Source organism: Spirillospora sp. CA-108201, assembly GCF_050936235.1.
Taxonomy (GTDB): Bacteria; Actinomycetota; Actinomycetes; order Streptosporangiales; family Streptosporangiaceae; genus Spirillospora.
This window is the reverse complement of record NZ_JBNJNE010000001.1, coordinates 390,845-411,979: the sequence shown is the minus strand read 5'-3', so window position 1 is coordinate 411,979 and position 21,135 is coordinate 390,845. Positions and strand designations below refer to the sequence as shown.

21 protein-coding genes and 1 pseudogene are annotated in these 21,135 nt (G+C 69.5%); 4 read left to right on the top strand and 18 right to left on the bottom strand.

The features are described 5' to 3' along the window. Window positions 1-57: 57 nt before the first annotated feature. Window positions 58-1,551, top strand: coding sequence for an MFS transporter (locus ACQEU6_RS01960; protein ID WP_499328851.1), 1,494 nt, complete (start codon window positions 58-60; stop codon window positions 1,549-1,551). Between the two features lie 114 nt (window positions 1,552-1,665). Here ACQEU6_RS01960 and ACQEU6_RS01955 read toward each other — a convergent pair. The 8 genes and pseudogenes from ACQEU6_RS01955 to ACQEU6_RS01920 all read right to left on the bottom strand — a co-directional run. After that, window positions 1,666-2,426, bottom strand: a pseudogene (locus ACQEU6_RS01955) (IS982 family transposase); the annotation flags it as partial. A gap of 328 nt (window positions 2,427-2,754) precedes the next feature. Beyond that, window positions 2,755-3,567, bottom strand: coding sequence for a carbohydrate ABC transporter permease (locus ACQEU6_RS01950; protein ID WP_499328850.1), 813 nt, complete (start codon window positions 3,565-3,567; stop codon window positions 2,755-2,757). A gap of 8 nt (window positions 3,568-3,575) precedes the next feature. Then, a complete protein-coding gene (locus ACQEU6_RS01945; protein WP_499328849.1) occupies window positions 3,576-4,457 on the bottom strand; it encodes a carbohydrate ABC transporter permease in 882 nt (293 codons plus the stop codon). Beyond that, window positions 4,454-5,767 carry an ABC transporter substrate-binding protein gene (locus ACQEU6_RS01940; RefSeq protein WP_499340073.1) on the bottom strand — a complete coding sequence of 438 codons (1,314 nt, stop codon included), beginning with the start codon at window positions 5,765-5,767 and terminating at the stop codon, window positions 4,454-4,456. Before ACQEU6_RS01940 ends, ACQEU6_RS01945 begins: the two co-directional genes overlap by 4 nt. 5 nt (window positions 5,768-5,772) lie before the next feature. Further along, on the bottom strand, window positions 5,773-6,618 hold the full coding sequence (locus ACQEU6_RS01935; protein WP_499328848.1) for an MBL fold metallo-hydrolase: 846 nt from the start codon (window positions 6,616-6,618) through the stop codon (window positions 5,773-5,775). A 353-nt stretch (window positions 6,619-6,971) separates the two neighbouring features. Continuing rightward, entirely contained in the window at window positions 6,972-7,874 is a 903-nt protein-coding gene (locus ACQEU6_RS01930) for a LysR family transcriptional regulator (protein ID WP_499328847.1), read from the bottom strand. A gap of 226 nt (window positions 7,875-8,100) precedes the next feature. After that, on the bottom strand, window positions 8,101-8,274 hold the full coding sequence (locus ACQEU6_RS01925; RefSeq protein ID WP_499328846.1) for a hypothetical protein: 174 nt from the start codon (window positions 8,272-8,274) through the stop codon (window positions 8,101-8,103). 339 nt (window positions 8,275-8,613) lie between these two features. Further along, the gene (locus tag ACQEU6_RS01920; protein WP_499328845.1) at window positions 8,614-9,573 is read right to left on the bottom strand and encodes an alpha/beta fold hydrolase; all 960 of its coding nucleotides are present in this window, start codon (window positions 9,571-9,573) and stop codon (window positions 8,614-8,616) included. Between the two features lie 90 nt (window positions 9,574-9,663). Here ACQEU6_RS01920 and ACQEU6_RS01915 point away from each other — a divergent pair, with 90 nt between their 5' ends. Both ACQEU6_RS01915 and ACQEU6_RS01910 read left to right on the top strand, forming a co-directional pair. Continuing rightward, entirely contained in the window at window positions 9,664-10,269 is a 606-nt protein-coding gene (locus ACQEU6_RS01915; protein WP_499340072.1) for a TetR/AcrR family transcriptional regulator, read from the top strand. A gap of 382 nt (window positions 10,270-10,651) precedes the next feature. Next, the gene (locus ACQEU6_RS01910) at window positions 10,652-11,236 is read left to right on the top strand and encodes a hypothetical protein (protein ID WP_499328844.1); all 585 of its coding nucleotides are present in this window, start codon (window positions 10,652-10,654) and stop codon (window positions 11,234-11,236) included. A gap of 153 nt (window positions 11,237-11,389) precedes the next feature. Here the strand turns inward: ACQEU6_RS01910 and ACQEU6_RS01905 are convergent, their stop codons facing one another. Then, window positions 11,390-11,677 carry a tyrosine-type recombinase/integrase gene (locus tag ACQEU6_RS01905; RefSeq protein WP_499328843.1) on the bottom strand — a complete coding sequence of 96 codons (288 nt, stop codon included), beginning with the start codon at window positions 11,675-11,677 and terminating at the stop codon, window positions 11,390-11,392. 25 nt (window positions 11,678-11,702) lie between these two features. Here ACQEU6_RS01905 and ACQEU6_RS01900 point away from each other — a divergent pair, with 25 nt between their 5' ends. Beyond that, window positions 11,703-12,089 carry a hypothetical protein gene (locus tag ACQEU6_RS01900; RefSeq protein WP_499328842.1) on the top strand — a complete coding sequence of 129 codons (387 nt, stop codon included), beginning with the start codon at window positions 11,703-11,705 and terminating at the stop codon, window positions 12,087-12,089. Between the two features lie 523 nt (window positions 12,090-12,612). Here the strand turns inward: ACQEU6_RS01900 and ACQEU6_RS01895 are convergent. From ACQEU6_RS01895 to ACQEU6_RS01855, 9 genes are all read right to left on the bottom strand, one after another. Beyond that, window positions 12,613-13,158: an NAD(P)H-dependent oxidoreductase gene (locus ACQEU6_RS01895; RefSeq protein WP_499328841.1), complete on the bottom strand. Its 546-nt coding sequence runs from the start codon at window positions 13,156-13,158 to the stop codon at window positions 12,613-12,615. A 47-nt stretch (window positions 13,159-13,205) separates the two neighbouring features. Continuing rightward, window positions 13,206-13,670, bottom strand: coding sequence for a flavin reductase family protein (locus ACQEU6_RS01890; RefSeq protein ID WP_499328840.1), 465 nt, complete (start codon window positions 13,668-13,670; stop codon window positions 13,206-13,208). A gap of 5 nt (window positions 13,671-13,675) precedes the next feature. Beyond that, on the bottom strand, window positions 13,676-14,722 hold the full coding sequence (locus tag ACQEU6_RS01885) for an LLM class flavin-dependent oxidoreductase (protein ID WP_499328839.1): 1,047 nt from the start codon (window positions 14,720-14,722) through the stop codon (window positions 13,676-13,678). Window positions 14,723-15,082: 360 nt separating this feature from the next. After that, window positions 15,083-16,156, bottom strand: a complete 1,074-nt coding sequence (locus ACQEU6_RS01880) for an ABC transporter substrate-binding protein (protein WP_499328838.1) — start codon at window positions 16,154-16,156, stop codon at window positions 15,083-15,085. A gap of 21 nt (window positions 16,157-16,177) precedes the next feature. Further along, entirely contained in the window at window positions 16,178-17,428 is a 1,251-nt protein-coding gene (locus ACQEU6_RS01875; protein ID WP_499328837.1) for an SfnB family sulfur acquisition oxidoreductase, read from the bottom strand. After that, window positions 17,425-18,492 (bottom strand): LLM class flavin-dependent oxidoreductase, encoded by a 1,068-nt coding sequence (locus ACQEU6_RS01870; protein WP_499328836.1) that lies wholly within the window; start codon window positions 18,490-18,492, stop codon window positions 17,425-17,427. The genes ACQEU6_RS01875 and ACQEU6_RS01870 overlap by 4 nt, the downstream gene beginning before the upstream one ends. Window positions 18,493-18,528: 36 nt before the next feature. Further along, window positions 18,529-19,515 carry an ABC transporter substrate-binding protein gene (locus ACQEU6_RS01865; RefSeq protein ID WP_499328835.1) on the bottom strand — a complete coding sequence of 329 codons (987 nt, stop codon included), beginning with the start codon at window positions 19,513-19,515 and terminating at the stop codon, window positions 18,529-18,531. Window positions 19,516-19,629: 114 nt separating this feature from the next. Further along, on the bottom strand, window positions 19,630-20,367 hold the full coding sequence (locus ACQEU6_RS01860; RefSeq protein WP_499328834.1) for an ABC transporter ATP-binding protein: 738 nt from the start codon (window positions 20,365-20,367) through the stop codon (window positions 19,630-19,632). Further along, window positions 20,364-21,077, bottom strand: a complete 714-nt coding sequence (locus ACQEU6_RS01855) for an ABC transporter permease (protein ID WP_499328833.1) — start codon at window positions 21,075-21,077, stop codon at window positions 20,364-20,366. Before ACQEU6_RS01855 ends, ACQEU6_RS01860 begins: the two co-directional genes overlap by 4 nt. Window positions 21,078-21,135: the final 58 nt, after the last annotated feature.

Sequence of the window (21,135 nt, the reverse complement as noted above, 5' to 3'; positions counted from 1 at the left end):
CTCTATATTGCCAAAATACTAAATAGTCAGTTACCGATATATGGTGGTGGTCTACAGATGGAGCGGTACGCCGGGCAGGACCCGGACAACCGACCGGCCGTCGAGGGCGTGCGGCGCACGGACCGACCCGGCACCGGCGCGGCGCCCGGAGACGCTCGCGCGACGCAGGGGGAAGGGGATGACCAGGGCGTCTTCGGGGCAGAGCACCGGGTCCTGACGATCGGCCTGGCCGCCTCGGTGACCGTGGTCGCCTTCCTGTGGCTGGGCGTGACCACAGTGATGCCGGCGATCGCGAAGGACCTCGACGGGCTCGATCTGTACGGTTGGGCGTTCACCGGGTTCATGCTGGCCAACATGCTGGCCGCGGCGACCGTTGGCCAGTGGGCCGATCGATCCGGGCCGCTACGGCCGTTTCTCCTGGTGCTTGTCCTGTTCGCCGCCGGGTGCGCCGTGGCCGCCGCCGCACCGAACTGGGCGGTGTTCCTCATCGGACGTTCCGCCCAGGGATTCGGCGTCGGCGGCGTCCTGACCCTCGTCTATCTGACGGTCGGGCTCCGCTATCCCGACCGGCTGCGCGCAAGGGTCCTCGCCCTGGTCGCGTCGTGCTGGACGGTGCCCGCGCTGGCGGGACCAGTGCTGCTGGGCGTGCTGGCCGACCTGTTCGGCTGGCGCGCGGTCTTCCTTCTGTTCGTCCCACTCGTCATCGCCGCCGCGGTTCCCACGGTGCCCGGACTCCGGGGGCCCGGCACCGGAGGCGACACCGACCGGCGGCGGCTGCTCGCGACCGTCCTGCTGGCCGCCGGTATCGGTCTGCTGCTGGCCGGGCTGGACTCCGGCCGCCCCGCCCTGACGGCCGTGCTGGTCGCGGTCGGCGCCGCCATCGCCGTCCCCGCGCTCCACACGCTGATGCCGTCGGGCTTCCTGACCGGCCGGCGCGGTCTCCCCACCACCGTGCTGGCCCGCGGCCTGGTCAGTGCCGGCTACTACGGCTCAGAGGCGTTCTTCCCGCTGGCGATGACGACCGCGTTCGGCTTCTCCACGGTGGGCTCCGGCTTCGCCCTGGCCGTCGGCGCGATCACCTGGGTCGTCGGCGCCTGGGGCCAGGCCAAGGTCGACGCCCGCGCCGGCGACCGCGGCCGGCGGCAGCGCACCCTCGCCGGATTCGTCCTGCTCACTGCGGGTCTCGCTGTGATCGCCTGGTCGCTGGCCGCTCACCCGGGGCCGGGCGCCGGGGCGGCCGTCATCGCCTGGGGCGTCGGCGGGCTGGGGATGGGCCTGGTGTACCCGTCGGTGACCACCCTGGCCCTGTCGCTCACCGCCGACGAGCGCAAGGGCGCCACCAGCGGCGACCTCCAACTGTCGGAGACCCTGTCGGTCGCCGTCGTCACCGGGGTGAGCGGCGCGATGGTGGCCCACGGCGAGTCGGCGGGTTGGCAGGACACCGCTGCCGTCGCCCTGGTCTTCACCCTCACCGCACTGGCCGCGCTGGCCGGTGTCCTGGCCGCCACCCGCACCCTGCCCGCGCGGCGGGCGGACGCGGCGGTGCCCTGACGCACCGCAGTCGGCGCCGAGCCGATCACTTGGGCACGCCGTCCTGACCAGGTGCCGCCTCAACCGGCTCTCACACATCGACCGCGCCACCGGCGAACCGATCCGCCGCTACGGGCCGAGTTGGTTCTTCAGTGTCCAGATGACCGCCTTGATGTGCCGGCGCAGCCGGCCGGGGGACACCGCCGCCGGCGGATCGGGCTCGTCGGCGCGCCGGGGCCGGATCAGCAGGTGCCCCAGGTCGGCGGCGGGCTTTGTGCATTCCTGCTCCGGCGAAGCCCTTGTTGCACGCGATCGGGCATGGGCCGGGTGCGGGCGGCTGGACGTGCGGCAGGTGGATCGCCTGCAGCCGCTCGTCCAGCTCTTGGGGGTGGGCCAGGCTGAAGGAGCACACCGCGCCCTCTGCGGTGGTGATCAGCATCAGCTTGGCGCCCCAATAGAGGGCGTGGTGGGACTTGTCCATGCCGTAGCCGGCGATCTCGCCCAGGCCCGAGCGGTGCACGGTGGTGCGCGAGGCGCCGCAGCGCACCGGAGTGCCGTCCATCACCCCGCAGCCGCTCCTGCCAGGACGGCGTCTGGCGGACCTGCCAGGCCGCGGCCGCCAGCAGCAGCGGGGCGGCATCGCGCAGGTGCCGGTTGTACTCCGACTGGCCGGGCAACCGCGGGAACAGATGCCCGACCCTGCCCGGCGCCGTCCGCAGCCACCGCCGCTCCGAATCGCACCCGAGCAGCACCTGGGCCACGGCGACGCACACCAGCTCGGCATCGTTGAGCACCCGCTGCGGCCCTCGTCGCCGCGGCCGCTCCGCCGATGGCAGGACATGGTCGCCCAGACGGACATAGAGTGCGGTCAGAAGGGCGTCCAGGTTTGTCTTCACACACGGATCATGGGCGCCCTTCGTCATGTCCGCCGCCGGTTCAGCAAACCCCCATCAACGATCTAGCCGCCTGATCCCGACGACGAGCACTACCCGCCCCTCGGAGAGGGCTGACTACTTCTTCCCGTCGTCACTGCTTCTCGCCGGAAAGTGTCGGCGTGGCTGGAGGGGTGCGCCGCGCTGCGGCCGGCAATCGTCGACATGACCGGCCTCACATGGTGAGAACAGCGCGCCGCTCGCCGTGGAGGCCGTCCTCCGCATCCTCATCGGGCACCGCACATCTCGCTCCTGCGCTGACCGTCTGCCGCGATTCGCGGGCTCGTCCGGGTCACCGCAGGCCGGAATGCAGGAACGCCGCGGTGATCCGGCGAGCCGCGACGAGGTAGACCGCGATGACCGGGAGCGTGGCGAGCATCGCGGCGGCGAGGAGCGGGCCGGGATTGCTCGCCTCGGTGTTGGTGAACAGGGTGAGGCCCATCTGGATTGTGGTGTGCTGAGGGCTGGGCGCTGCCACCATCGGCCACACGTACTCGTTCCAGGTATTGATGAACGACAGGATCGCCACCGCGCTCAGTGCCGGCCGCAGCAGGGGAAGCACCACGTGCCAGAGGATCCGGAACGAGCCGGCGCCGTCCATGTGCGCGGCCGAGAAGAGCTCTTCGGGGAGGGCCCGGATGTTCTGCCGCAGTAGGAGCACTGGGAGGGCACAGGCACCGAACTGCGGCACGATCAGTCCTGGATAGCTGTCGACCCAGTGCAGCCGCGAGATGAACACGAACTGCGGGATGATCAGCGTGTGCGCGGGAACCAGCACCGCGATCGTGACCGTGGCCATGAGCACGCGGGCTCCGCGAAAACGCAGCCGCGCGAGCGCGTAGGCGGCGAGTATCGCGATCATGATCTGGCCCGACGTCACGAGGGCGGCGGTGACGAGGGTGTTGAACAGCAGCCGGAACAGCGGGAACTGATGGCCGGCGACCTGGTAGTTCGCGAGAGTCCCATGCAGCGGCAAGGGATTGGAGCCGTAGAGGTCCTGGGCGGGTTTGAACGAGCCGGCCAGGGCCCACAGTGTCGGGAACAGCAACAGGAGGCAGGCCAGCGCGAGGAGCGCATGCCAGCGGATACGCCTCCATCGATTCATCCAAGTGATCATGAATTCACCGGCACGGCGCGACGGAACAGGCGGCGGGCCGCCAGGGGGGCGCCCAGGACGCTGATCAGCACCACCGCCGCGGCCGATGCCTGACCCGTGTCGAAGAACGTGAAGCCGTAGTTGTAGAGGCGGTAGTAGATGTTGTCGGTGGCGCCGTCGGGGCCGCCCTGGGTGAGCACCGTCACGTTGACGAACGCCCACTGTCCCCCCAGCATCACGCAGATGCCGGCCAGCAGTCCGGTCACGGGCCAGAGTTGTGGCACGACGATGCGCCTGGTCACCTGCCGTTCGCCCGCGCCGTCGATCCGCGCGGCGTCAAGGGACTGAGGGTCGAGGCCGTCGAGCGCGGCGCCGTACAGCAGCACGTTCAGTCCGATGATCTTCCCCGCGGTGATCAGCGCGATCGCGACCAGCGCCGTGTGCGGATCGCCGAGCCAGTTGACCGGACGGATGCCGAGCAGGCCGAGGGTCTCGTTGAGGACCCCGCCCAGCGGGTTGAGCACGAACTGCCACGACAGCGCGTTGGCGATGGGTGCGAGGACGACGGGCACGAAGAGCAGCGCGCGGTAGAACGACGCGGCCCGGCCCGGCCGCTTCCACAAGGTGATCGCCAGTCCCATCGGCACCGCGGTGGCGAACGGGAGCAGGCACGCTACCAGCAGCAACGTGCGGACCATGGCCATCGGGAAGTGGTGATCGGCGACGAGCGAGGCGTAGTTGCCCAGCCCGGCGAAGCCGGGCGTGCCGGTTCCGTCCCAGTGCAGGACGCTGAGCACCACGGTGAACACCAGCGGCCCGTACACCCAGACGGTGAGGACGACCAGGGCAGGACTGAGGTAGCCCAAGGCTCCGAACCGCCGGTGCACCGCTTCGCTCACTGACCGACCAGCCCGCGGATCGTCTTCGCGGCCGCCTGCAGTGTCTCCTGCGCGTTCGCTCCCCGCAGCATGATCGGCGCCACCGCGTCGTCCTGCAGCGTGAGAACGGCCTGTTGGGCCTTTGGTCCGCTGAAGGAGGTGTAGGGCGTGAGCTGGTCCAGCTGGGCCAGGGTGGGAAGCAGCCGCTTGTCCTTGTCGAAGTAGCTCTTGAGGTAGCGCGGATCCGTCACCACGGCGGGCCGCAGGGGCAGATAGCCGATCTTGGTGGTGATCGTCGTGAACGCCTGTTCACTCGTCAGGAACTTCACGAACGCCCATGCGGCGCGCCGCTTGGCCGGGTCCTTCGACAGCACTGCGAGCCCCGCGCCGGAGTAGGTCGGGCGGGCGGGCCCGCTGCCGAAGCCCGGGAAGCCGGCGGCCTGCACCTCGAACTTTCCAGAAGCCGCCGCGTCGAGTGCGGCGAGCACCGCCGTGGAGGTGACGAGCATGCCCAGCTTGCCCGCCTTGAACGCCGCGATGGCGTCGGCCTCGCCGACACCCGGCTGCGCTCCAGACTTCGTCAGGTCCGCCAGCGTCTGCATCGCCTGTACGGCGGGCGGCCGGTCGAACGCGACCTTGCCGCCGGAGTCGACGACCGAGCCGCCGTTGCTGTTGATGAGGGACTGGGTGAGGAAGTCGGACTTGCTGGCGCCGGCCGCGTCGAAGTAGACGCCCTGCGCTCCCTTCTTCACGATCTTGAGCGCGGCGCTCTTCACCTCGGCCATGGTCGTCGGCGGCTTGGCCGGGTCCAGGCCTGCGGACCGGAACAGGTCGGGGTTGTAGAACAGCGCCGGGACCGACATCGTGTACGGCATCACGGCCGTCACGCCGTCGTGTCGCGTCGCGGCGAGGACGGCCTGGTTGAAACCGGCGCTGGTCTGCTGCCAATCCTGCGCCGTGGCGATCCTCTGGACGGGTGTGATCGGCAGGCTCTGGTACGCCTGCGCCATCTTGCTCCAGCCGATCTGCGCCACGTCGAAACCGTTGCCGGAGAGGCCGGACGTGCGCAGTTTGGTGAGGACGTCGGCGACGGCGACGCCCTGAGCTTTGATCTTGATGGAGGGATTGGCCTTCTCGAAGGAGTCGATCAGCTCCTGCGTGCCCTTGCCGCCCAGATCGGCGGTGCCGTAGTTGTAAGAGAGGAAGGACAGCGTCACGGTCTTGCCGGCGGCGGGGTCGCTGCCGGACGAACATCCCGCGACGGACGACGTCGCCACGGCCAGCGCGGCGAGAGCGAGGCTCGGTCGGCCCGCGCGTCTGCGCACCTTCATATTGATCACTTGGGGGTCTCCTGGGGGGATCGGACGGGGAACTGCGCGAACGGGGTGGCGAGGTGCACCGGACCGCCGAACCGGGCGGCGGCGCGTTGCCGGCTCTTCTCCAGCCAGGAGGCATCGGCCGACGCGAAGTGGGTGAGCACGAGTTGCCCGGCGCCGGCGGACGCGGCGGCCTCGGCCGCGTCCTCAGCGCACAGGTGGCCGTGCGGACCGGAGTCCGGCTCGTCCAGCGTGCATTCGGCGAGCAGCAGGTCGGTTCCGGCGGCGAGGCCGTCCAGTGCCGCCGTACGGCCGGTGTCCCCCGTGTAGACGAGGGTCCCTTCGGCGGTGTCGACGCGCACACCGCAGTTCGGCACCGCATGCTTGAGGAGTTCCAACCGGATTTCCGCACCCCCGACGGTGAATCGTGCACCGGGGGCATATTCGCGGACGTCGAATGCCAACTCGAAGGCACGGTCAAGGGCCGGCATCGTCGTGACCGGAAAAAGCTTGGCGAGCTGATCGAAACGGTCCGCCGAGCCGACCGGCACATACAGCGGAATCCGCGATATCCGCACATCCTCCTGCGGCGGAGATCCGGCGGCCGGATAGCGCAGATTCGCGGAAAGCAGTGACTTGCCGACCGGGAGCAGGTCGTAGCAGTGATCGAGATGAACGTGGGTGATGACGACGGCGTCGAGCATCTCCGGAGTGCCGACCTGGCTCAACGCGGTCGCCACTCCTGGCCCGCAGTCCAGCAGCAGCCGGGTCGGCGCCGCGCCCGACCCCAGCGAGACCAAGTAACCCGAGCCGGCCTGACCATCCGCGGGCATCCCCGAGCGACAACCGAGTATCGTCAAATTCATCAATGGTTCTTCACTCGTTTCCTGGAAGCTAATATGATTGCCCAGCCGATGCCGCGGGGCCGAGATCAAGCATTGCAAGGAGGCGCGCCCCCGGCAACAAGAGAAATCCGAATCGGCGATTGAGTGCACCAATCGCCGCCGCTATGAAGATCGGCCCGGTGGAACCGTCGCGGTGACTGGTCAGCAGTTTGAGGCCGTGGACCCGGTTTCAGGTGGTGGACGGCGGCCGGGGGCGCCGGTTGGTGAGGGCGTCCAGGAGGCCGATGCAGTGTTGGGCGGTGGTGGCCAGGTAGGAGCGCAGGACGCAGAACCGCCCGGCCCCGGTCAGGGGCGCAGACAGCCGGAGACCTCGGTCAGAGACCGACGGCGGTGAACGGTGCCGCTGCCTCAAGACACGCCAGGAACACACGTGCCCCCGGGGCCGGGTCCCGCGCCTGCCACACGGCATATACGTCCAGCGTTGGCTCCGGCTCGACCAGTGCGATGGCGGACAACCCCATGGCGGACGTCTCGACCGCGCGCGTCGCTGAGGCGAAACCGACCACCGCCCCGGTGGCGATGACCATGGCGGTGGCCATCGAGTCGTTCACCTCGTCGGTGACGTTCAGCCTGATCCCGCTCTGCTTCGCGGCCTGCGACAGCGCGTCGTGCGAGGCCGGGCTCAGCTCTCGGCTGAAGAGGATGCAGCGGTGCTCGGCCAGTTCGCGGAACGGGATGGAGCGCCGTCCGAACAGCGGATGGCCGGGCGCGACCAGGGCCATCAGCGGCGTTGAGAACAGCTCTCGGGATGCGAAGTAGGGGCCCTGGGGCACACCGAACCGCAACGCGACGTCCAGCCTGCCCGCCACAAGGTCGGTCAGCTGCGGTCCCGAGCGCTTCTCGACCAGCTCGGGCCGCAGCCGCGGGTACGCTCGGGCCAGCCGGTCCAGCGTGAGCGGCAGGACCCGGCGGCCGGCCGGGTAGTTGAACCCGACCCGCACCGTACCCACATACCCCGATCCGACCTTTCGGCTCATCTCGACCGCGTCGTGCAACTGATCGAGCAGCCTCCGTGCCTCCGCGCGGAAGACCTCACCGGCGCCGGTGAGCGTGACGTGGTGTGATCCGCGGTCGACGAGCCGTACGCCGATCGAGCGTTCCAGCCGTTGCAGGTGCTGACTAAGTGAGGGCTGGGAGATGTGCAGCGTCGCGGCGGCGCGCCCGAAATGCAGTTCGTCGGCGATGGCCAGAAACGACTCCAGGTACCGCAGCTCCACGCCGATCTCCCTCCGGGCAGGTCTGCTGCCGGAGCAACCTGCCTGGTCAGGATGCACCGGCAAGCTGACCAGCGGGTGACGGCCCGCGTTCCCCCGGGTAACGACCCAGGCCTCCGACCTGGACAGGCGGAGGACGCCGGCCGAGCGCTCACCGATGCGGCCTGCCTGCCTGCCCCCGGTCCCGTCGTCGCCGTGGCAGAACCAACGGGACCTGGGGCGCACACTGTCAGGAGGTGGCCTCCTGGCCCTTGAGGCGGCTCCCGGGGATCGCCTCGAGATCGTCGCGGACCGCGGCGGTGTTGGTCAGACCCCAGGCGCAGGCGACGGTGACCAGGCCCATGGCGGCGAGATAGACCGAGACCAGGGTGGTGGAGCGGGTCTCGGCGATGATGGTGGTCATGAGGACCGGAGTACCGCCGCTGATCGTGATCGATGCGCCGCGCGAGCTCGGGCGGTTCGGGCTGCTTGCCTTTGAGCTTGCCGTTCCTCTCTTGGCCGGTGCCATGCCCTCGCGGGTGCGCAGATAGAGATCCGGTCGGGCGGCACGCCGAGCGTCAGCAGCTGCCCGGTCTGGATGACGACGTCCTGTTCGTCGGTGGAGCAGCGGGCGTAACCGACCCGGACGGCGCGTCGTGGGGGTGTTCACGCCGTTCAGTGTTCCGGTCGGGGCCCGTCGACCGCCTTCCGCTGATTCCTGGATTCAGCCTCCCCGCCGGCCGTGCTCGTCAACCCCCTTGTCCTACGGGGTGGTCAGGAAGTCCAGGAGCAGCGAGGAGACCGCCTCCGGCTGGTCCACGTGGACGAAGTGCGAGGCGCGCTCCAACCAGACCACACGCGCCGAGGGCACGAGTTCGGCCAGCGCCCGTCCCATCCGCGGCGGGACCATCGGATCGTTCTCCTTGCTGTAGACGGCCAGCAGCGGCACGGGGAACCCAAGGCCGGCGGCGCGTCGGCGGCGCAGCCGTTGCACGGTGTCGGCGAGCGCCGCCGGGCGGAGCCCGTCCCGCAGGTAGTGCATGAAGACACGCGCACCGTCGATGTGGGCGAGCGACTCGCTGTAGGCGCGCACTTCTTCCCACGACTTCAGGGTCTCGTCGTAGTAGTGGGTTCGCGAATGCGTCCAGCGCATCGGTGAGCGGCGAACGTAGGCTGCCAGTCCGCTGGCAACACCGGGCAGCGCGAGCACCAGGTGCAGCGCACGATGCTTGGCTTCTGGCAGCACCGGCGAGTGAATGATCGCCACGCGGCTGAAGGAGGAGGGGGCGTCCAGCGCGCGGCGCAAGACAAGGCATCCGCCCAGTGAATTGCCGACCACCGCGCAGCCGTCGATGCCGGCCGCGCGTTGGAACTCACCGATCCAGGTGGCCAGTTCCGCGCTCCCGTACCGCCTGCCGACCGGTCCGTCGGTGCGTCCGCAGCCGGGCAGATCCACCACGATGACCCGGAACGCCACGGCGAGGTCGGCAAGGACGTACCGCCATGAATATCCGGTGGTCATCAGCCCATGCACGAGCAGCAGCGGCGGGCCGCTGCCGGCCGTCCGGTAGTGGACCCGTATCCGGCCGAACGGAACCGAGTCCATCTCGATGTCGACCGGCTCGGCGTCGAAGTAGCTGTGCGGCAGGCGCGGTCGTTCAGGAAGCGCACGCAAGGACATCTGCCGGAAACCGGCGCTCTTGCGCCGCATACGCATCACCATCGACCACTCCGCCTGCCGGAACCCTAATACTGTTCGTTCGAACGAACGAACAGTACCTTGGATGCGCGGGACACAGGCGAAGAGAGATCCATGTCACGACACAAGGGCGCCAGGGAACGACTCGTCCGGGCCGCACTGGCGATCATGGCCACCGACGGCGTGACCGCGGTGACCAACCGCCGCCTCGCCGCGCAGGCGGGTCTGTCACCCGGCTCGGTGACCTACCACTTCCCGAGCCAGCAAGACCTTGTCCGAGAAGGCATGCGCACCTTCATCGCCGAGGAGACCCGCAGGTTCGCCGAACTGGCCGACCGCGTTCACCAAGGCAACGACCTCGACCAGGCCGGCGCCCTGGCCGAACAGATCGCCAGCGAGACGGGCCTGGGCACCGACCACACCGCCTGGTTCGAGCTCTACATCCACGCCTCCAAGGAACCGGAGCTCCACGCCCTGGCCGCCGAGTTCTTCGGCACCTATGACCGGCTCGCCGCCACGGTGCTGCGCTCACTCGGCGTACCTGACCCCGAGAAGGCCGCACCGATGACCGTGGCACTGTTCATCGGCACCCAACTGCGCCGACTCGCCACCGGGAACCCAACCGCCTCCGGCCTCGCCGACACGCTCCTGCCGTTCATCAGCACACTGACAGGCGATGAACGGCAGGGCGGAAACTCAAGCCCACGGACGGCCAGTTGAGCCACCTACCCGCCTAAACCGCTCAGATCGCGGCTGGTGGCAGCTCCCTTCCCAACAGGCCAACACCCACCCCAAGATCATTCTCAGCGCCAACGGCTGTCCGCAGGTTCCTTGTGACGCCAATTGCATCGGATGCGAATACGCGACATCGTGCATAGCCGCAGCGCAGTGGCGGCCTACTCCTGGCCCTGGCCTGGGCGAAGGGTTTCGTCGCGGGCGCCGGTGATGTTGGCGAGAGCAGCGTGACTGGTGCGGCGAGTTGACCGGGTACGGCCGTTTGAGCTGCTTCCCCTCCGAGGTTTCGCATCTGACGCGAAGATTTCGCATCGGACGCGAACAACGGGGGTGACGGTTGAGGGGTGAGGTCTCTGGGTCGGCTCGGTTGGAGCTGGTCGACGGGGTGGGGCTACTGCGCCCGGATGAGCAGGTGTTCGCGGCGATGCTGGACGGCCGGCGAAACCAGCAGCTCGCGCGGAAACCGGCGTTCGGGACGATCGAGGGCCGGGAGCGGACCGCGCGGGCGTTCGCCGATCATGTGAACGCGTTCCCGTGGGAGTGGACGCCCGCGATGGTGGACGAGTGGTTGGGTGACCTGCGGTCGGTCCGCGGGCTGAAGCACACGACGGTGCGGGGCTACCAGGGGGTGGTCCGGTCGTTCTGCGGCTTCATCACCGACCCCGCCTGCGGGTGGGCGGTCGAGTGCGAGACCCGGTTCGGCACGCACCCGATCCAGGTCGTCCACGAGTGGAACACCGCCGTCCACGTCCAGGATGACGAGTCCGACCCGGCCAAGCGCGCCTTCACCCACAACGAGCTGCAGACGTTCTTCGACTACGCCGACGAGCAAGGTCTTCCGGATCCGGGACCGGGGGCGCAAGGGCTGGGTGCCGGCGTTCCGGGACGCGACCTTGTTCAAGGTCGCCTACGCGTTCGGGCTGCGCCGCAACGAGACCCGGATGCTGGATGAGGTCGATTTCAGCTCCAACCCGCACGGCCCCGGAGTTCGGCGAGTACGGCGTTCTGGATGTTCGGTTCGGGAAGGCGAAGAAGGGGGCGCCGCTCACGCGGCGCAGCGTGTTGGCGGTCTGGCCCTGGTCGACGGAGATCGTTGACCAGTACGTCACCGAGGTCCGGCCGCTCCTGGCGACGCCGGGGAACCTCGCACTCTGGCCCACACGCACGTGTAGATCGCGGTGATGGAAGCATGATCATGACCGATCTGCTCCTGGACGAACCGGGGATCCCACCCGTCCTCGATCAGGTGCGTGACGTAGGAGCGGCGCAGGGAATGGAAATCCAACCCCTCGTCCAGTCCGAGTTCGTTCCGGTAGGCCAGGAACCGGGAGTTCAACCGCTGAAGCCCGATTCGGGCACCTCGCTCGGAGGCGTCGGACTTCCGGGTCCGCACGCTTCGCCGGGCCCTGGACCAGACGGTGAGCGCTGCTCTCGCCACGAAGGGGGCGAAGGCCCGAGAATGCGAAACGGCGGGCTTTGCCGGTCATGTAACCGTGCTGGCGGAGTTGTTCGCGCGGGGTGCCAGGGTTGAGGGGCTGGCCGGCGCGGCGGCCGGGATACAGCCTTCGGCTGCCGGGGTTGGTGGCGGTGTTCATGTTCGAGCGGTTGGCGGCCTGTTCGAGGAACAGGGCGGCGAACGGTCCGGGGACCGGGCTGGGCGGTTCTCCGAGCCGGATGAAGAGCTCGCCGTCTTGGTCGAGGAGATCGTCGACGCAGGCGGCGGTCCGCGCTGGGAGAGGTGCGTCGGTTGTGGTGATCGCGCGGCGGATGAAGGCGAGCCGGGTTCGCTGGCTCATCGGGGCTGACTGAGTGGCCTGCTGTTCTGGCAGGCTCAGCTGCGGCATGGCGCGGGTTTCCATGGCCCAGAGCAGGAAGCCACGCAGGACCGCGCGATGGTGTTCGCGGTGGCTGGCGTGCCAGGCGTCGAGGTCGCTCTGGAGGCAGGCGCCGAGGTCTCGGCTGCGCACTCCCGTCAACAGAGTGTTGACCATGGCATCCTCCCAGTGAGGACCGCCTGGTCGGCGGCGCGCCGCGACAACCCAACCGCTTGGTGCCGCTCCGCAGGGCTTTCGACGGCGTCGACCACCGGCAGGTACTGCTCGGCTGCCACGGCGAACACCTCCGGCACCTCTGCGAGGCCGCTGCCTGAAGCGCCATCTTCGGTCAGCGGTTAAGGGAGGCTGGGTCAAGTCCGGCTTCGAAGAAGGGCACCCTGGAGGTCGAGGCCGCGCGCCGCCGGTTCGACCCCGTGGCGTCTTCGGGGCTGCGACAACGCCTTGACCCGGGTCGTCGCGCTGGTTGGCGACGCCTTCACCTGGTTCGGACGAGTCAGCCCTCGGGGGCGGGGGCGGGGGTCCGTGCCGGGGCGGTGAGCAGGGCCGCGATCTGGGGCGCGGCACGGTCGGCCCAGGCGTTGAGGAGCTGCTCGGCGCCGGGAAGCTGGGATTCGAGCAGGACGATCCCGGGAGTGGGGACGTGCGCCCCCAGTTCCACGAGCAGCGGCCGGAAATGGGTCTCCACGGCCAGCGCGTGCTTGGCATCGCCCATGACCAGCAGGGGCACTGCGATGGTCGCGGTGAGCGCGTGGCCGGGCAGGCGGTCGAGGAAGGTCTTCAGCAGCCCCGTGTAGGTGCCTTTGTACGTGGGGCTGGCGGCTACCAGCACGTCCGCGGCAGTGACGAGGTCCAGAGCCGACTCGACCACGGCGGAGGAGGCGGCCGGCAGTTCTGGCGCCAGGGCCGCCAGGTCGATCGTCTCCCCCAGCACCGCGTTCTCGATGCGGTCGGCGATGGACTGCGTGGCCTGCAGGGCCGCCTGGTGCGTACGGGACCGCGCTCGTGGATTGCCCACGAGCGTGATGATGCTCTTGGCCACCTGTTCTCCTTGGAAGTGGTCTCGGGCGGTCGGCGGGAAGGCCCGCGTCAGGTCAGGCGCCGGAAGGCGCTGGCGTGGAAGACAAGCGGCGGGGTGCCGGGGACGGCGTCGAGGTCGTGCACGCGGAAGACGACGATGTCGTGGTCGCCGGACCGGACCTGCTGCTCTATCGAGCAGTCGAACCAGGCGGCGGCGCTGTCGAGCAGGACGCAGCCGTCACTGGTGGAGCGCCAGTCGACCCCGGCGAAGCGATCCGGGGCGCGCGAGCCGATCCGCCGCCCCGCGTGCTCCTGGTGCGCTCCGAGAACGCTGATTCCGATGCGCGGAAGGGCACGCAGCAGCGGCCAGGTGGTCGAGGTGTGCGCGACGCAGACCGACACCAGCGGCGGGTCCAGCGACACGGGGACGAACGAGCTGGCGGCGATCCCGACGGGCCGGCCGTCCACGAGCCCTGCCACCACCGCGACGCCCGTCGGGTAGGCGCCATAGACGCGGCGCAGATCGAGTTCCACGGACGTCATTGTGCGGTTCCCTTCGGGAGGAAGGCGTTGTGCCCGATGCCGGTACCGCCCGCGAAATGGAAGAGCCCGTGCCGGTCGAAGTGGGGAAGCACTCCCTCTCCGAACCAGTACAGCTCCTCCAGGTGGGGGTACCCGGACAGGACGAACTCGTCGATGCCGATGCCGGCGGACTCGGCGATCCGGTCGGCCGCCTCGGCGTGCGAGCCGACGAGCGCCGTCGCTGCGCCGCCGCGGACGAGCCCGACCCCGGCCCACAAGTTGGGCGCCACCTCCAGCGCGCGGGGGTCGCGCCAGGTGCCGTCGCGGCTGCGCTCATGCAGGTCGCGCATGCGCCGCTGGCCGGTCGACGCGCTGCGGGCCAGAGCGGACTGCGCGGCGGCGACGGTCTCCTCGCCGAGCGCGTCGACGAGCCGTCCCGCCTGCCGCCATGCCTCCTCGGCCGTGGCGTCGGCGCGCTCGGCCGCGACCGGCCCCGCCGCGGTGAACGAGCCGCCGAAGTACAGCGGCGGCACCGGATCGGGCGGCGCCGGCAGCCGGGCGGCGTCGATGTCGAGGTGGGCGCCGCGGTGGGTGACCGTCTCTCCGGCCCACAGCCGCCGCACGACCGACAGGAACTCGTCGCAGCGGGCGTGCCGCTCGTCCTCGGCCAGGTGGTCGCCGTAGGCGCGCTGATCGTGGTCCTCGCCGCCGGTGACGACGTTGAGCAGGAGCCGTCCGGGAGCGTGCGCGGAGAACGTCGCGGCCGTCCGCGCGGCCGGCGTGGGGCTGATCAGCCCGGGGCGGAACGCCACGAGGAACGCCAGCCGCTCCGACTCGCGCGCCGGCATCACCGTCGTGAGCCACGCGTCCTCGCACCAGGTCCCGGTGGGGGTGAGAGCGCCGGCGAAGCCGAACTCCTCGGCGGCGCGCACGATCGACGACGGGTAGCCGACCGAAGCGCGGCGGCCGCCGGCCGCGGCGCCGGCGAGTTGCCCGCGCCCGCCGCCCACGATGAAGCGTGAGTCGCCGTAGGTGGGCAGGAACCAGTGAAGAGTGAGGGTCACGGTGTCTTTCCTTCCTTCCGCCCCGTCTCGGGTGCCGCCCGGGAAACCGGGTCAGAGCTGGCCGTGGCGCGGCGGCGGAGTGCCCGACAGCAGCCAGCGGCCGACGTGCTGCACCTTCCAGCGGGCCGGGTCCCCCGACGCGACCATCAGGGATGTGATGCACGCGGTCATCGAGATCTCGCGTGCCGACTCCAACCTGAGACAGGTCCTGCGGGCGCACCATGCCGATGGAAGGGCCCACCGTGGCCCCCGCCCCGCCAACGACCTGGGCACCCCTCCACGACGGGAGGGACGCCCAGGTCGGGACGGATACGTCGCCCGTGGGAACGCGGACTTGCTACGCGCGAACGGTCCCGCGGGTTACGCGGCCTCCTCATCCTCTTCGTCGAGCAAGCGGCGGGCCGCCGCCAGCGGTTCGTGCGCGATCCAGGTGTCAACGTCGAAGTCGTCGTCGATGAACCCGGTCCGCAGCAGGAAGTTCTTCTGGTCCTCCAGCAGTTCGATCAGGGTCTCGTCGAGGCTGGGCCGCAGAGCGGCTGCGACGCCGGGTGAGTAGACGAGGTCGACCCATTCCTCCGCGATTCCGGAGTCCCGCGCGATGAGCCGTTTGGCCTCCGTCTGATCATCCGCCGCCCAGCGCGCCGTGCGCAGCGCCTGCGCCAGGTACCGGACGACGATGTCCGGACGTTCGTCCAGGAGTTCACCTCGAACGGTGAAGACGACCGGTGCGAGGTTGTTGATCCGGTCACGGGGGTCGGGCGAGGCGGCGAGGTCGACCACCACCGTGGCGTCCAGGAGGGCCTGCAACTCCGCGCCCTGCACCGTCACGTGCAGGGCGTCCACCTCACCGCGCAGCAACGCCCGCAGTTCGGGGCCTTGCCGGCGACGCATGTCGCGGGCGCTGAACAGTGAGCGACTCAGAACACCGGCCTCAGGTTCCTTGCCGACGAGGGGCTCGGTAATGGGTACGTCGACGAACTCCACGTCGTCCGGTCCGAGCCCGGCCGACGCCAGCGCGGTGAGGTAGCCGCGCAACGCGGTGGCACGAGGGTAGTCGACCGGATCGTTGGGCCGCTGGAGCAGCGCCAGCCGCCTGCCCTTCAGATCGGCGTTCGTGGTGATGCCCGAACCGGGCAGCGCGAGGACGGCGGAGTAATGCTCGACCCAGCTGAGCCCGATGACACGCAGGTTCCGTCCGCGTGACCTGGCCCAGATCGGCGGGATGTTGCCGCCCTCGCGGAACGCGTCCGGCAGACTCTGGTCGTAGTGCGCCTCCCGCACCGTACGGTCGGGGTGGGCGCGCATCGAGCGCAGCTGAACGTCGCCGCCGGAGAACCGGGCTTGCAGAGCCCCGCGGGCGATCGCCAGGCTCGACGCCGCGGGCACCGGGCACACCGTGTACCAGACGTCGCGTGATCCTGCTGTTGGGGACATTGCCATCTCCTTCGGGGGTCTTTAGAAGAGCGCGCCATCGGGGGGGAGCCGCCGGTTCAGCACCCAGTCGCCGATGTGGTGGTATTTCCAGACCTCAGGGTCGTGGAGCGTATGGGTACGGGCGTTGCGCCAGTGCCGGTGCAGATTCCAGCGCTCGTCGGTGGCCGAGGCACCGGTCAGGGCGAACATGTCGCTCGCGACCTGGACGGCCGCTGCCGACGCGGCGGCCTTGGCCGTGGCGACAGCCAGCGACGCCTCCCGCGCGTCCTCTTCGGTCGGGGAGTCTCCACAGCGGTCCAGCGCCTCGGCGGCGCGCAGCATCAACGCGTGCGCCCCCTTCACCTGGACGGTCAGTTCCCCGACGCGCCGGATGATGTGCGGGTCGTCGCCCGCGCGCGCGATCGGCGGCACCGCGGCGTGCCAGGCGCGGCTGCGCGTCCCGACGTAGGCGACGGTGTCCGCCAGCGCCTCCTCGGCGATGCCGACGTCGATGGCGATGTGCATGACCTGGCCGAACGCGAGCCTGATGGACGGGCCTTCGGCATAGCGCCAGATCGGGATGACGTGCTCCTCGGGAACAGTGACACGGTCGAGGACCGTGGTGCCGCTGGCCGTGCCGCGTTGCCCCATGACGTCCCAGTCGTCCACAACCTCCACCCCGGGTGCGTCACGCGGCACGTGCGCCACCTGCAGGCGTCCGTCGTCGTCCAGGCACGTCACCGGGATCCATTGGGCGAAGAGTGCGCCGGTGGAGTAGTACTTGCGGCCGGACAGGACGTACTCGCCCGGCCCCTTGGGCTCCAGCCGCGTTTTGAGGTTCCGTAGCCCGCCCGCGGTGCCGCGCTCCGACAGCGCGTTGCCGAACAACGCGCCGCCCAGGATCTTGGTGTAGAAGAACCGGCGCTGCTCAGGCGTCCCGAGCCTGTGCACGTTCTCCAGGTGGGAGAAGTGGTTCTGTGGGATCTGGCCGACCGCCGGGTCGGCCGCCGAGATGATCCGGAAGATCTCAACCAGTGTGACGATGTCGACGTCGGCGCCGCCGTACTCCGCGGGCACCGTGATCCCGAGCAGTCCCGACCCGCGCAGCGACCGGATCTGCTCCCACGGTCGGGTGCCTTGCGCGTCCCGTTCGGCCGCGCCCGGACGGATCTCGGCGGCGAACTCCCGCGCCACTTCGAGCGCTTCTTCCGCGGATGCGATGACGTGGACTGTCTCGGGGGCGAACACCGGAGTGGACGCCCAGTCCTCCGGCGCGGACGTGCCGGGGCTCATTTGGCCGCTCCGGGCGTGGCGGCCGCGCGCACGCGTGGAATGACCTCGTCGCCGAACCGGCGCAGTTCGGGCAGCAGCGGCTGGAACTGGAGCATGAACAGTTCGATCCCGGCTTCGGTGAACTCCCCCAGCCGTTCGGCGACCTCGTCGTAGCTGCCGACCAGGCCCGCGTTGGTGCCTCCGTTGGTACCGACCGTGGGAAGCTCCCCGTTGACCCGCATCATCACTGTGTCGGGATCGGTGCCCTTCCGCAGGCCGGACGTGTCGTCCTGACGGCTGAGGTCCAGCAGGTGGGCGAACTCCTCCCTGGCCTCCCGCGCGGTCGCCCGCGCGATCACGAAGGCCGAGAGCGCGAACCGGAGCGGGGCGCCTGCCCGGGGCCGCCCGGCGAGGTCGTCTACCAGTGTCCGGGTCGCGGGAACGTCTCGGCCGTTGATGAAGAACACGTCCGCCTGTTCGGCGGCGAGCCTGCGCGCGGGCTCGGATTCGCCGCCCAGGTAGATGGCCGGTCCCCGGGGATCGACGGACCGGGGACGCAGCGTCAGGTCGGTCACGTTCAGATATCGGCCTTCGAAACTCACCCGCTCACCGGAGAACAGCCCGCGGACGATGGTGAGCCACTCCTCCGAATAGGCGTACCGCTCGTCGTGCCCCAGGACAGGGATGCCCAGCCGCTCCAGTTCGGGCAGGAACCAGCCGCTCACCACGTTCAGGGCGAACCGGCCCTGGGAGATGTCGTCGATCCCCAGCGCCATCTTCGCCAGCAGCCCCGGGTTGTAGAGCAGCGGCTTGATCGCCGCGATGATCTCTATGCGCTCCGTGGCCTCGGCGATCGCCGCCGCGGCCGTCCAGGGCTCCAGGACGTCGGCGTCCCGGAGCCTGGTGCTGATCGTCTGCTGGGCGATCAGTATCGACTCGAACCCGGCCTCCTCGGCGAGCAGCGCGGTGGCCCTGCTATGCCCGTACCCGGCGTCCGGCGGCGCGTCGGGATGGTTCTCCGCGCCGAAATAGCCGTGATGCGGCGCCCAGACCCCGAAACGCGGTTCCCCACGATCCGAACCCATCGTCATTCCCTCCATTCCTCGTCCGTGAGTCGCCGGTCAACCGGCGGTCGCGGGCCGTCCGTCCGAGGTCAACGGGTGTTCGACGGCACCGTCGAAATCCGTCAGGAACAGGTTTTTGACATCGACCCTGTTCCGGACGATCCCCGAAGCCGTGATCTCGTCCGCGTACTTCTGCTCGTTGGCGAGGAACGCCGAGTCGATCCGCTGCAGGCCGCCCGCGTTGTTGTTGAGGGCCGTTCTGGCGGCGTTCTCCGACACGCCCAGCGGTTTTGCCACGAGCTTCGTGTAGGCGTCTGGATTCGCCTTCGCCCACCGGATCGTCTTCTCGTACTCGGTGATGAAGGCGCGGATGGCCGGCGCCTTGTTCTCTACGGCCTTCTCGGTCGCGAGCGCGCAGTAGAGGTTGGTGATGCCCGCCTGGTCGCCCCGGGCGATCACCCGGCTCCCCGGGACCTTCTCCAGGATCTGCGCGGCGGTGGGCGAGTTCTGCGAAGTGGCGTCCACCCGTCCGGAGACGAAGGCGTTGACGGCCTCCACGCCCAGGATGTTGACCGAGGTGATGTCCTTCTCCTGCATGCCGTACTGCTTGAGCAGGTGTAGGACGAACAGTTTGTGGTTGTTGTTCTGTGCATAGGCGATGCGCTTGCCCTTGAGGTCGGCGAACGTCTTCGCGGATACCCCCGGACGCACGATGATGTTGCTGTTACGCCCGTTCGACGCGGTGCAGGCCACGACCTTCGCGGTGGATCGGTTCGCCGCCATCTGAATGGGGCCGATCTCGCCCTGGTCCTCGATGTCGACGCTGCCGGAGTTGATGGCGTCGTTCAGGCTGTTGGGGTCCGCGAAGTATTGGTACTCCACGCGGACGCCCGGGATCTGGACGTTCCGCTTCCACATCGCGGCGAAGTAGCCGAACGCCTGCGGAACCCCGACCTTGAGCGTGATCGGCTTGTCGGGGTCGAGCGAGGTCGCCTTCTGGTCGTCCTTGCCGCCGGAGCAGCCCGCCGTGACGGCGGCCAGCATCACGGCAAGGACGCCTGCGGACAATCTGTACCGATGGCGGAATGAACGTTCGTTCACGGCAAAACCTTTCGCTTACGCGTGATGAGGGGCGGGATATGTGTTGGAACCGGTGCGTCAGGCGGACGGGACTCCGAGTCGTTCAAGAAGCCGTCGCCGAAGGCCGTTGAACGACTCGCCCTGGCCGGTCCGTGGGTGAGGCAGGTCGATCTCGAAGGAGTCGGCGATGCGTCCTCCTCCGATGACCGCCACCTGGTCCGCCAGTACCAGCGCCTCGTCCACGTCGTGCGTGACCAGGGCGATCGTGAAGCCGTGACGCCGCCACAGCCGACGCAGCAGGTCGTGCATGCGCAGCCGGGTCAGCGCGTCCAGGGCACCGAAAGGCTCGTCCAGCAACAGCACGGAAGGCTGGTGGACCAGCGCGCGGGCCAGTGCCGCCCGCTGCGCCTCTCCGCCCGAGAGGATGCCCGGCCACTCGCCGGCCAGCGGGGTGAGGCCGACCTCGTCCAATGCCTCCAGCGCTCGTTCGCGCCGCTCGGCCTTTGGCACCCGCAGCCCGAACGCGACGTTCTGCCAGACCCTGCGCCAGGGCATCAGCCGCGCGTCCTGGAAGGCGATGGAGACGGGATGGCCGACCTGGACGCGGCCGGAGTCGGGCGTCTCCAGTCCCGCGAGGACCCGCAGCAGCGTGCTCTTGCCGCCGCCGCTCTCGCCGACGATGGCGAGGAAACGCCCCGCGTCCACGCTGACGTCGACCTCGTCGAGGACCGTCCGGTCCCCGAACGACTTCGAGACCCGCTCGACCGTGATGCCGACCGGCTCGCCCCGCCGAGCGGTGACGTCGCCGCCCATCATGACAGGAACCCCTTGCGCCAGGACAGGACACGCCATTCGATGAGGCGCACCACGCCCTCCATCAGCAGGCCGAGGATCGCGTAGAGGATCAGACCGAGGATGATCACGTCTGTCTGCAGGGCGGTGCGTCCCTGGTTGATCAGGTAGCCGATCCCGCGGTCGGCGTTCACCGACTCGCCGACGACCAGGCTCAGCCAGGCGATCCCCAGCGCCAGCCTCAGCCCTACCAGGTACGAGGGCATGGCCCCCGGGAGGATCACCTCCAGGACGAGCCGTCGGCGCCCCACTCCCGACACAGCCGCCAGTTCGGAGAACCGGTGGTCGATCGCCCGGATCCCCCTGTGCAGGTTGATGTAGAGCGGGAAGACCACGCCCACCGCGACCAGCCCGACCTTGACTCCCTCATCGATGCCCAGCCAGATGACCAGAAGTGGGACGGTGCCCAGCGACGGCATGGCCCGGATCATCTGCATCGGTGTGTCGATCAGGTCCTCACCGATCCGGGACAGTCCCGCCAGCAGACCGAAGACCGTCCCGATCGCGCCACCGATGAGCACACCGAGCAGCACGCGTTGCAGCGACTTGCCCACATCGCCCCAGATCTCACCGGTCGCCACCAAATCAGCGAACGTGTTCCACACGACCGACGGCGGTGCCAGCGCCGCCTTGGAGACCCACCCCGCTTCGGACGACAACTGCCAGAGCGCCACCAGAAGGATCGAGGTTGCGCTCCGGCGGAGCACCTTGACCGCAACCCGGCGTTCCCTG

What these genes read in the sequence shown, in the direction of transcription:
- ACQEU6_RS01940 (WP_499340073.1), bottom strand. Translation starts at nt 5,767, where the DNA reads ATGAAGGTGCGCAGACGCGCGGGCCGACCGAGCCTCGCTCTCGCCGCG.
- ACQEU6_RS01960 (WP_499328851.1), top strand. Translation starts at nt 58, where the DNA reads ATGGAGCGGTACGCCGGGCAGGACCCGGACAACCGACCGGCCGTCGAG.
- ACQEU6_RS01870 (WP_499328836.1), bottom strand. Translation starts at nt 18,492, where the DNA reads ATGGGTTCGGATCGTGGGGAACCGCGTTTCGGGGTCTGGGCGCCGCAT.
- ACQEU6_RS01915 (WP_499340072.1), top strand. Translation starts at nt 9,664, where the DNA reads ATGTCACGACACAAGGGCGCCAGGGAACGACTCGTCCGGGCCGCACTG.
- ACQEU6_RS01925 (WP_499328846.1), bottom strand. Translation starts at nt 8,274, where the DNA reads ATGACCACCATCATCGCCGAGACCCGCTCCACCACCCTGGTCTCGGTC.
- ACQEU6_RS01860 (WP_499328834.1), bottom strand. Translation starts at nt 20,367, where the DNA reads ATGATGGGCGGCGACGTCACCGCTCGGCGGGGCGAGCCGGTCGGCATC.
- ACQEU6_RS01875 (WP_499328837.1), bottom strand. Translation starts at nt 17,428, where the DNA reads ATGAGCCCCGGCACGTCCGCGCCGGAGGACTGGGCGTCCACTCCGGTG.
- ACQEU6_RS01920 (WP_499328845.1), bottom strand. Translation starts at nt 9,573, where the DNA reads ATGGTGATGCGTATGCGGCGCAAGAGCGCCGGTTTCCGGCAGATGTCC.
- ACQEU6_RS01880 (WP_499328838.1), bottom strand. Translation starts at nt 16,156, where the DNA reads ATGTCCCCAACAGCAGGATCACGCGACGTCTGGTACACGGTGTGCCCG.
- ACQEU6_RS01865 (WP_499328835.1), bottom strand. Translation starts at nt 19,515, where the DNA reads ATGCTGGCCGCCGTCACGGCGGGCTGCTCCGGCGGCAAGGACGACCAG.
- ACQEU6_RS01935 (WP_499328848.1), bottom strand. Translation starts at nt 6,618, where the DNA reads ATGAATTTGACGATACTCGGTTGTCGCTCGGGGATGCCCGCGGATGGT.
- ACQEU6_RS01950 (WP_499328850.1), bottom strand. Translation starts at nt 3,567, where the DNA reads ATGAATCGATGGAGGCGTATCCGCTGGCATGCGCTCCTCGCGCTGGCC.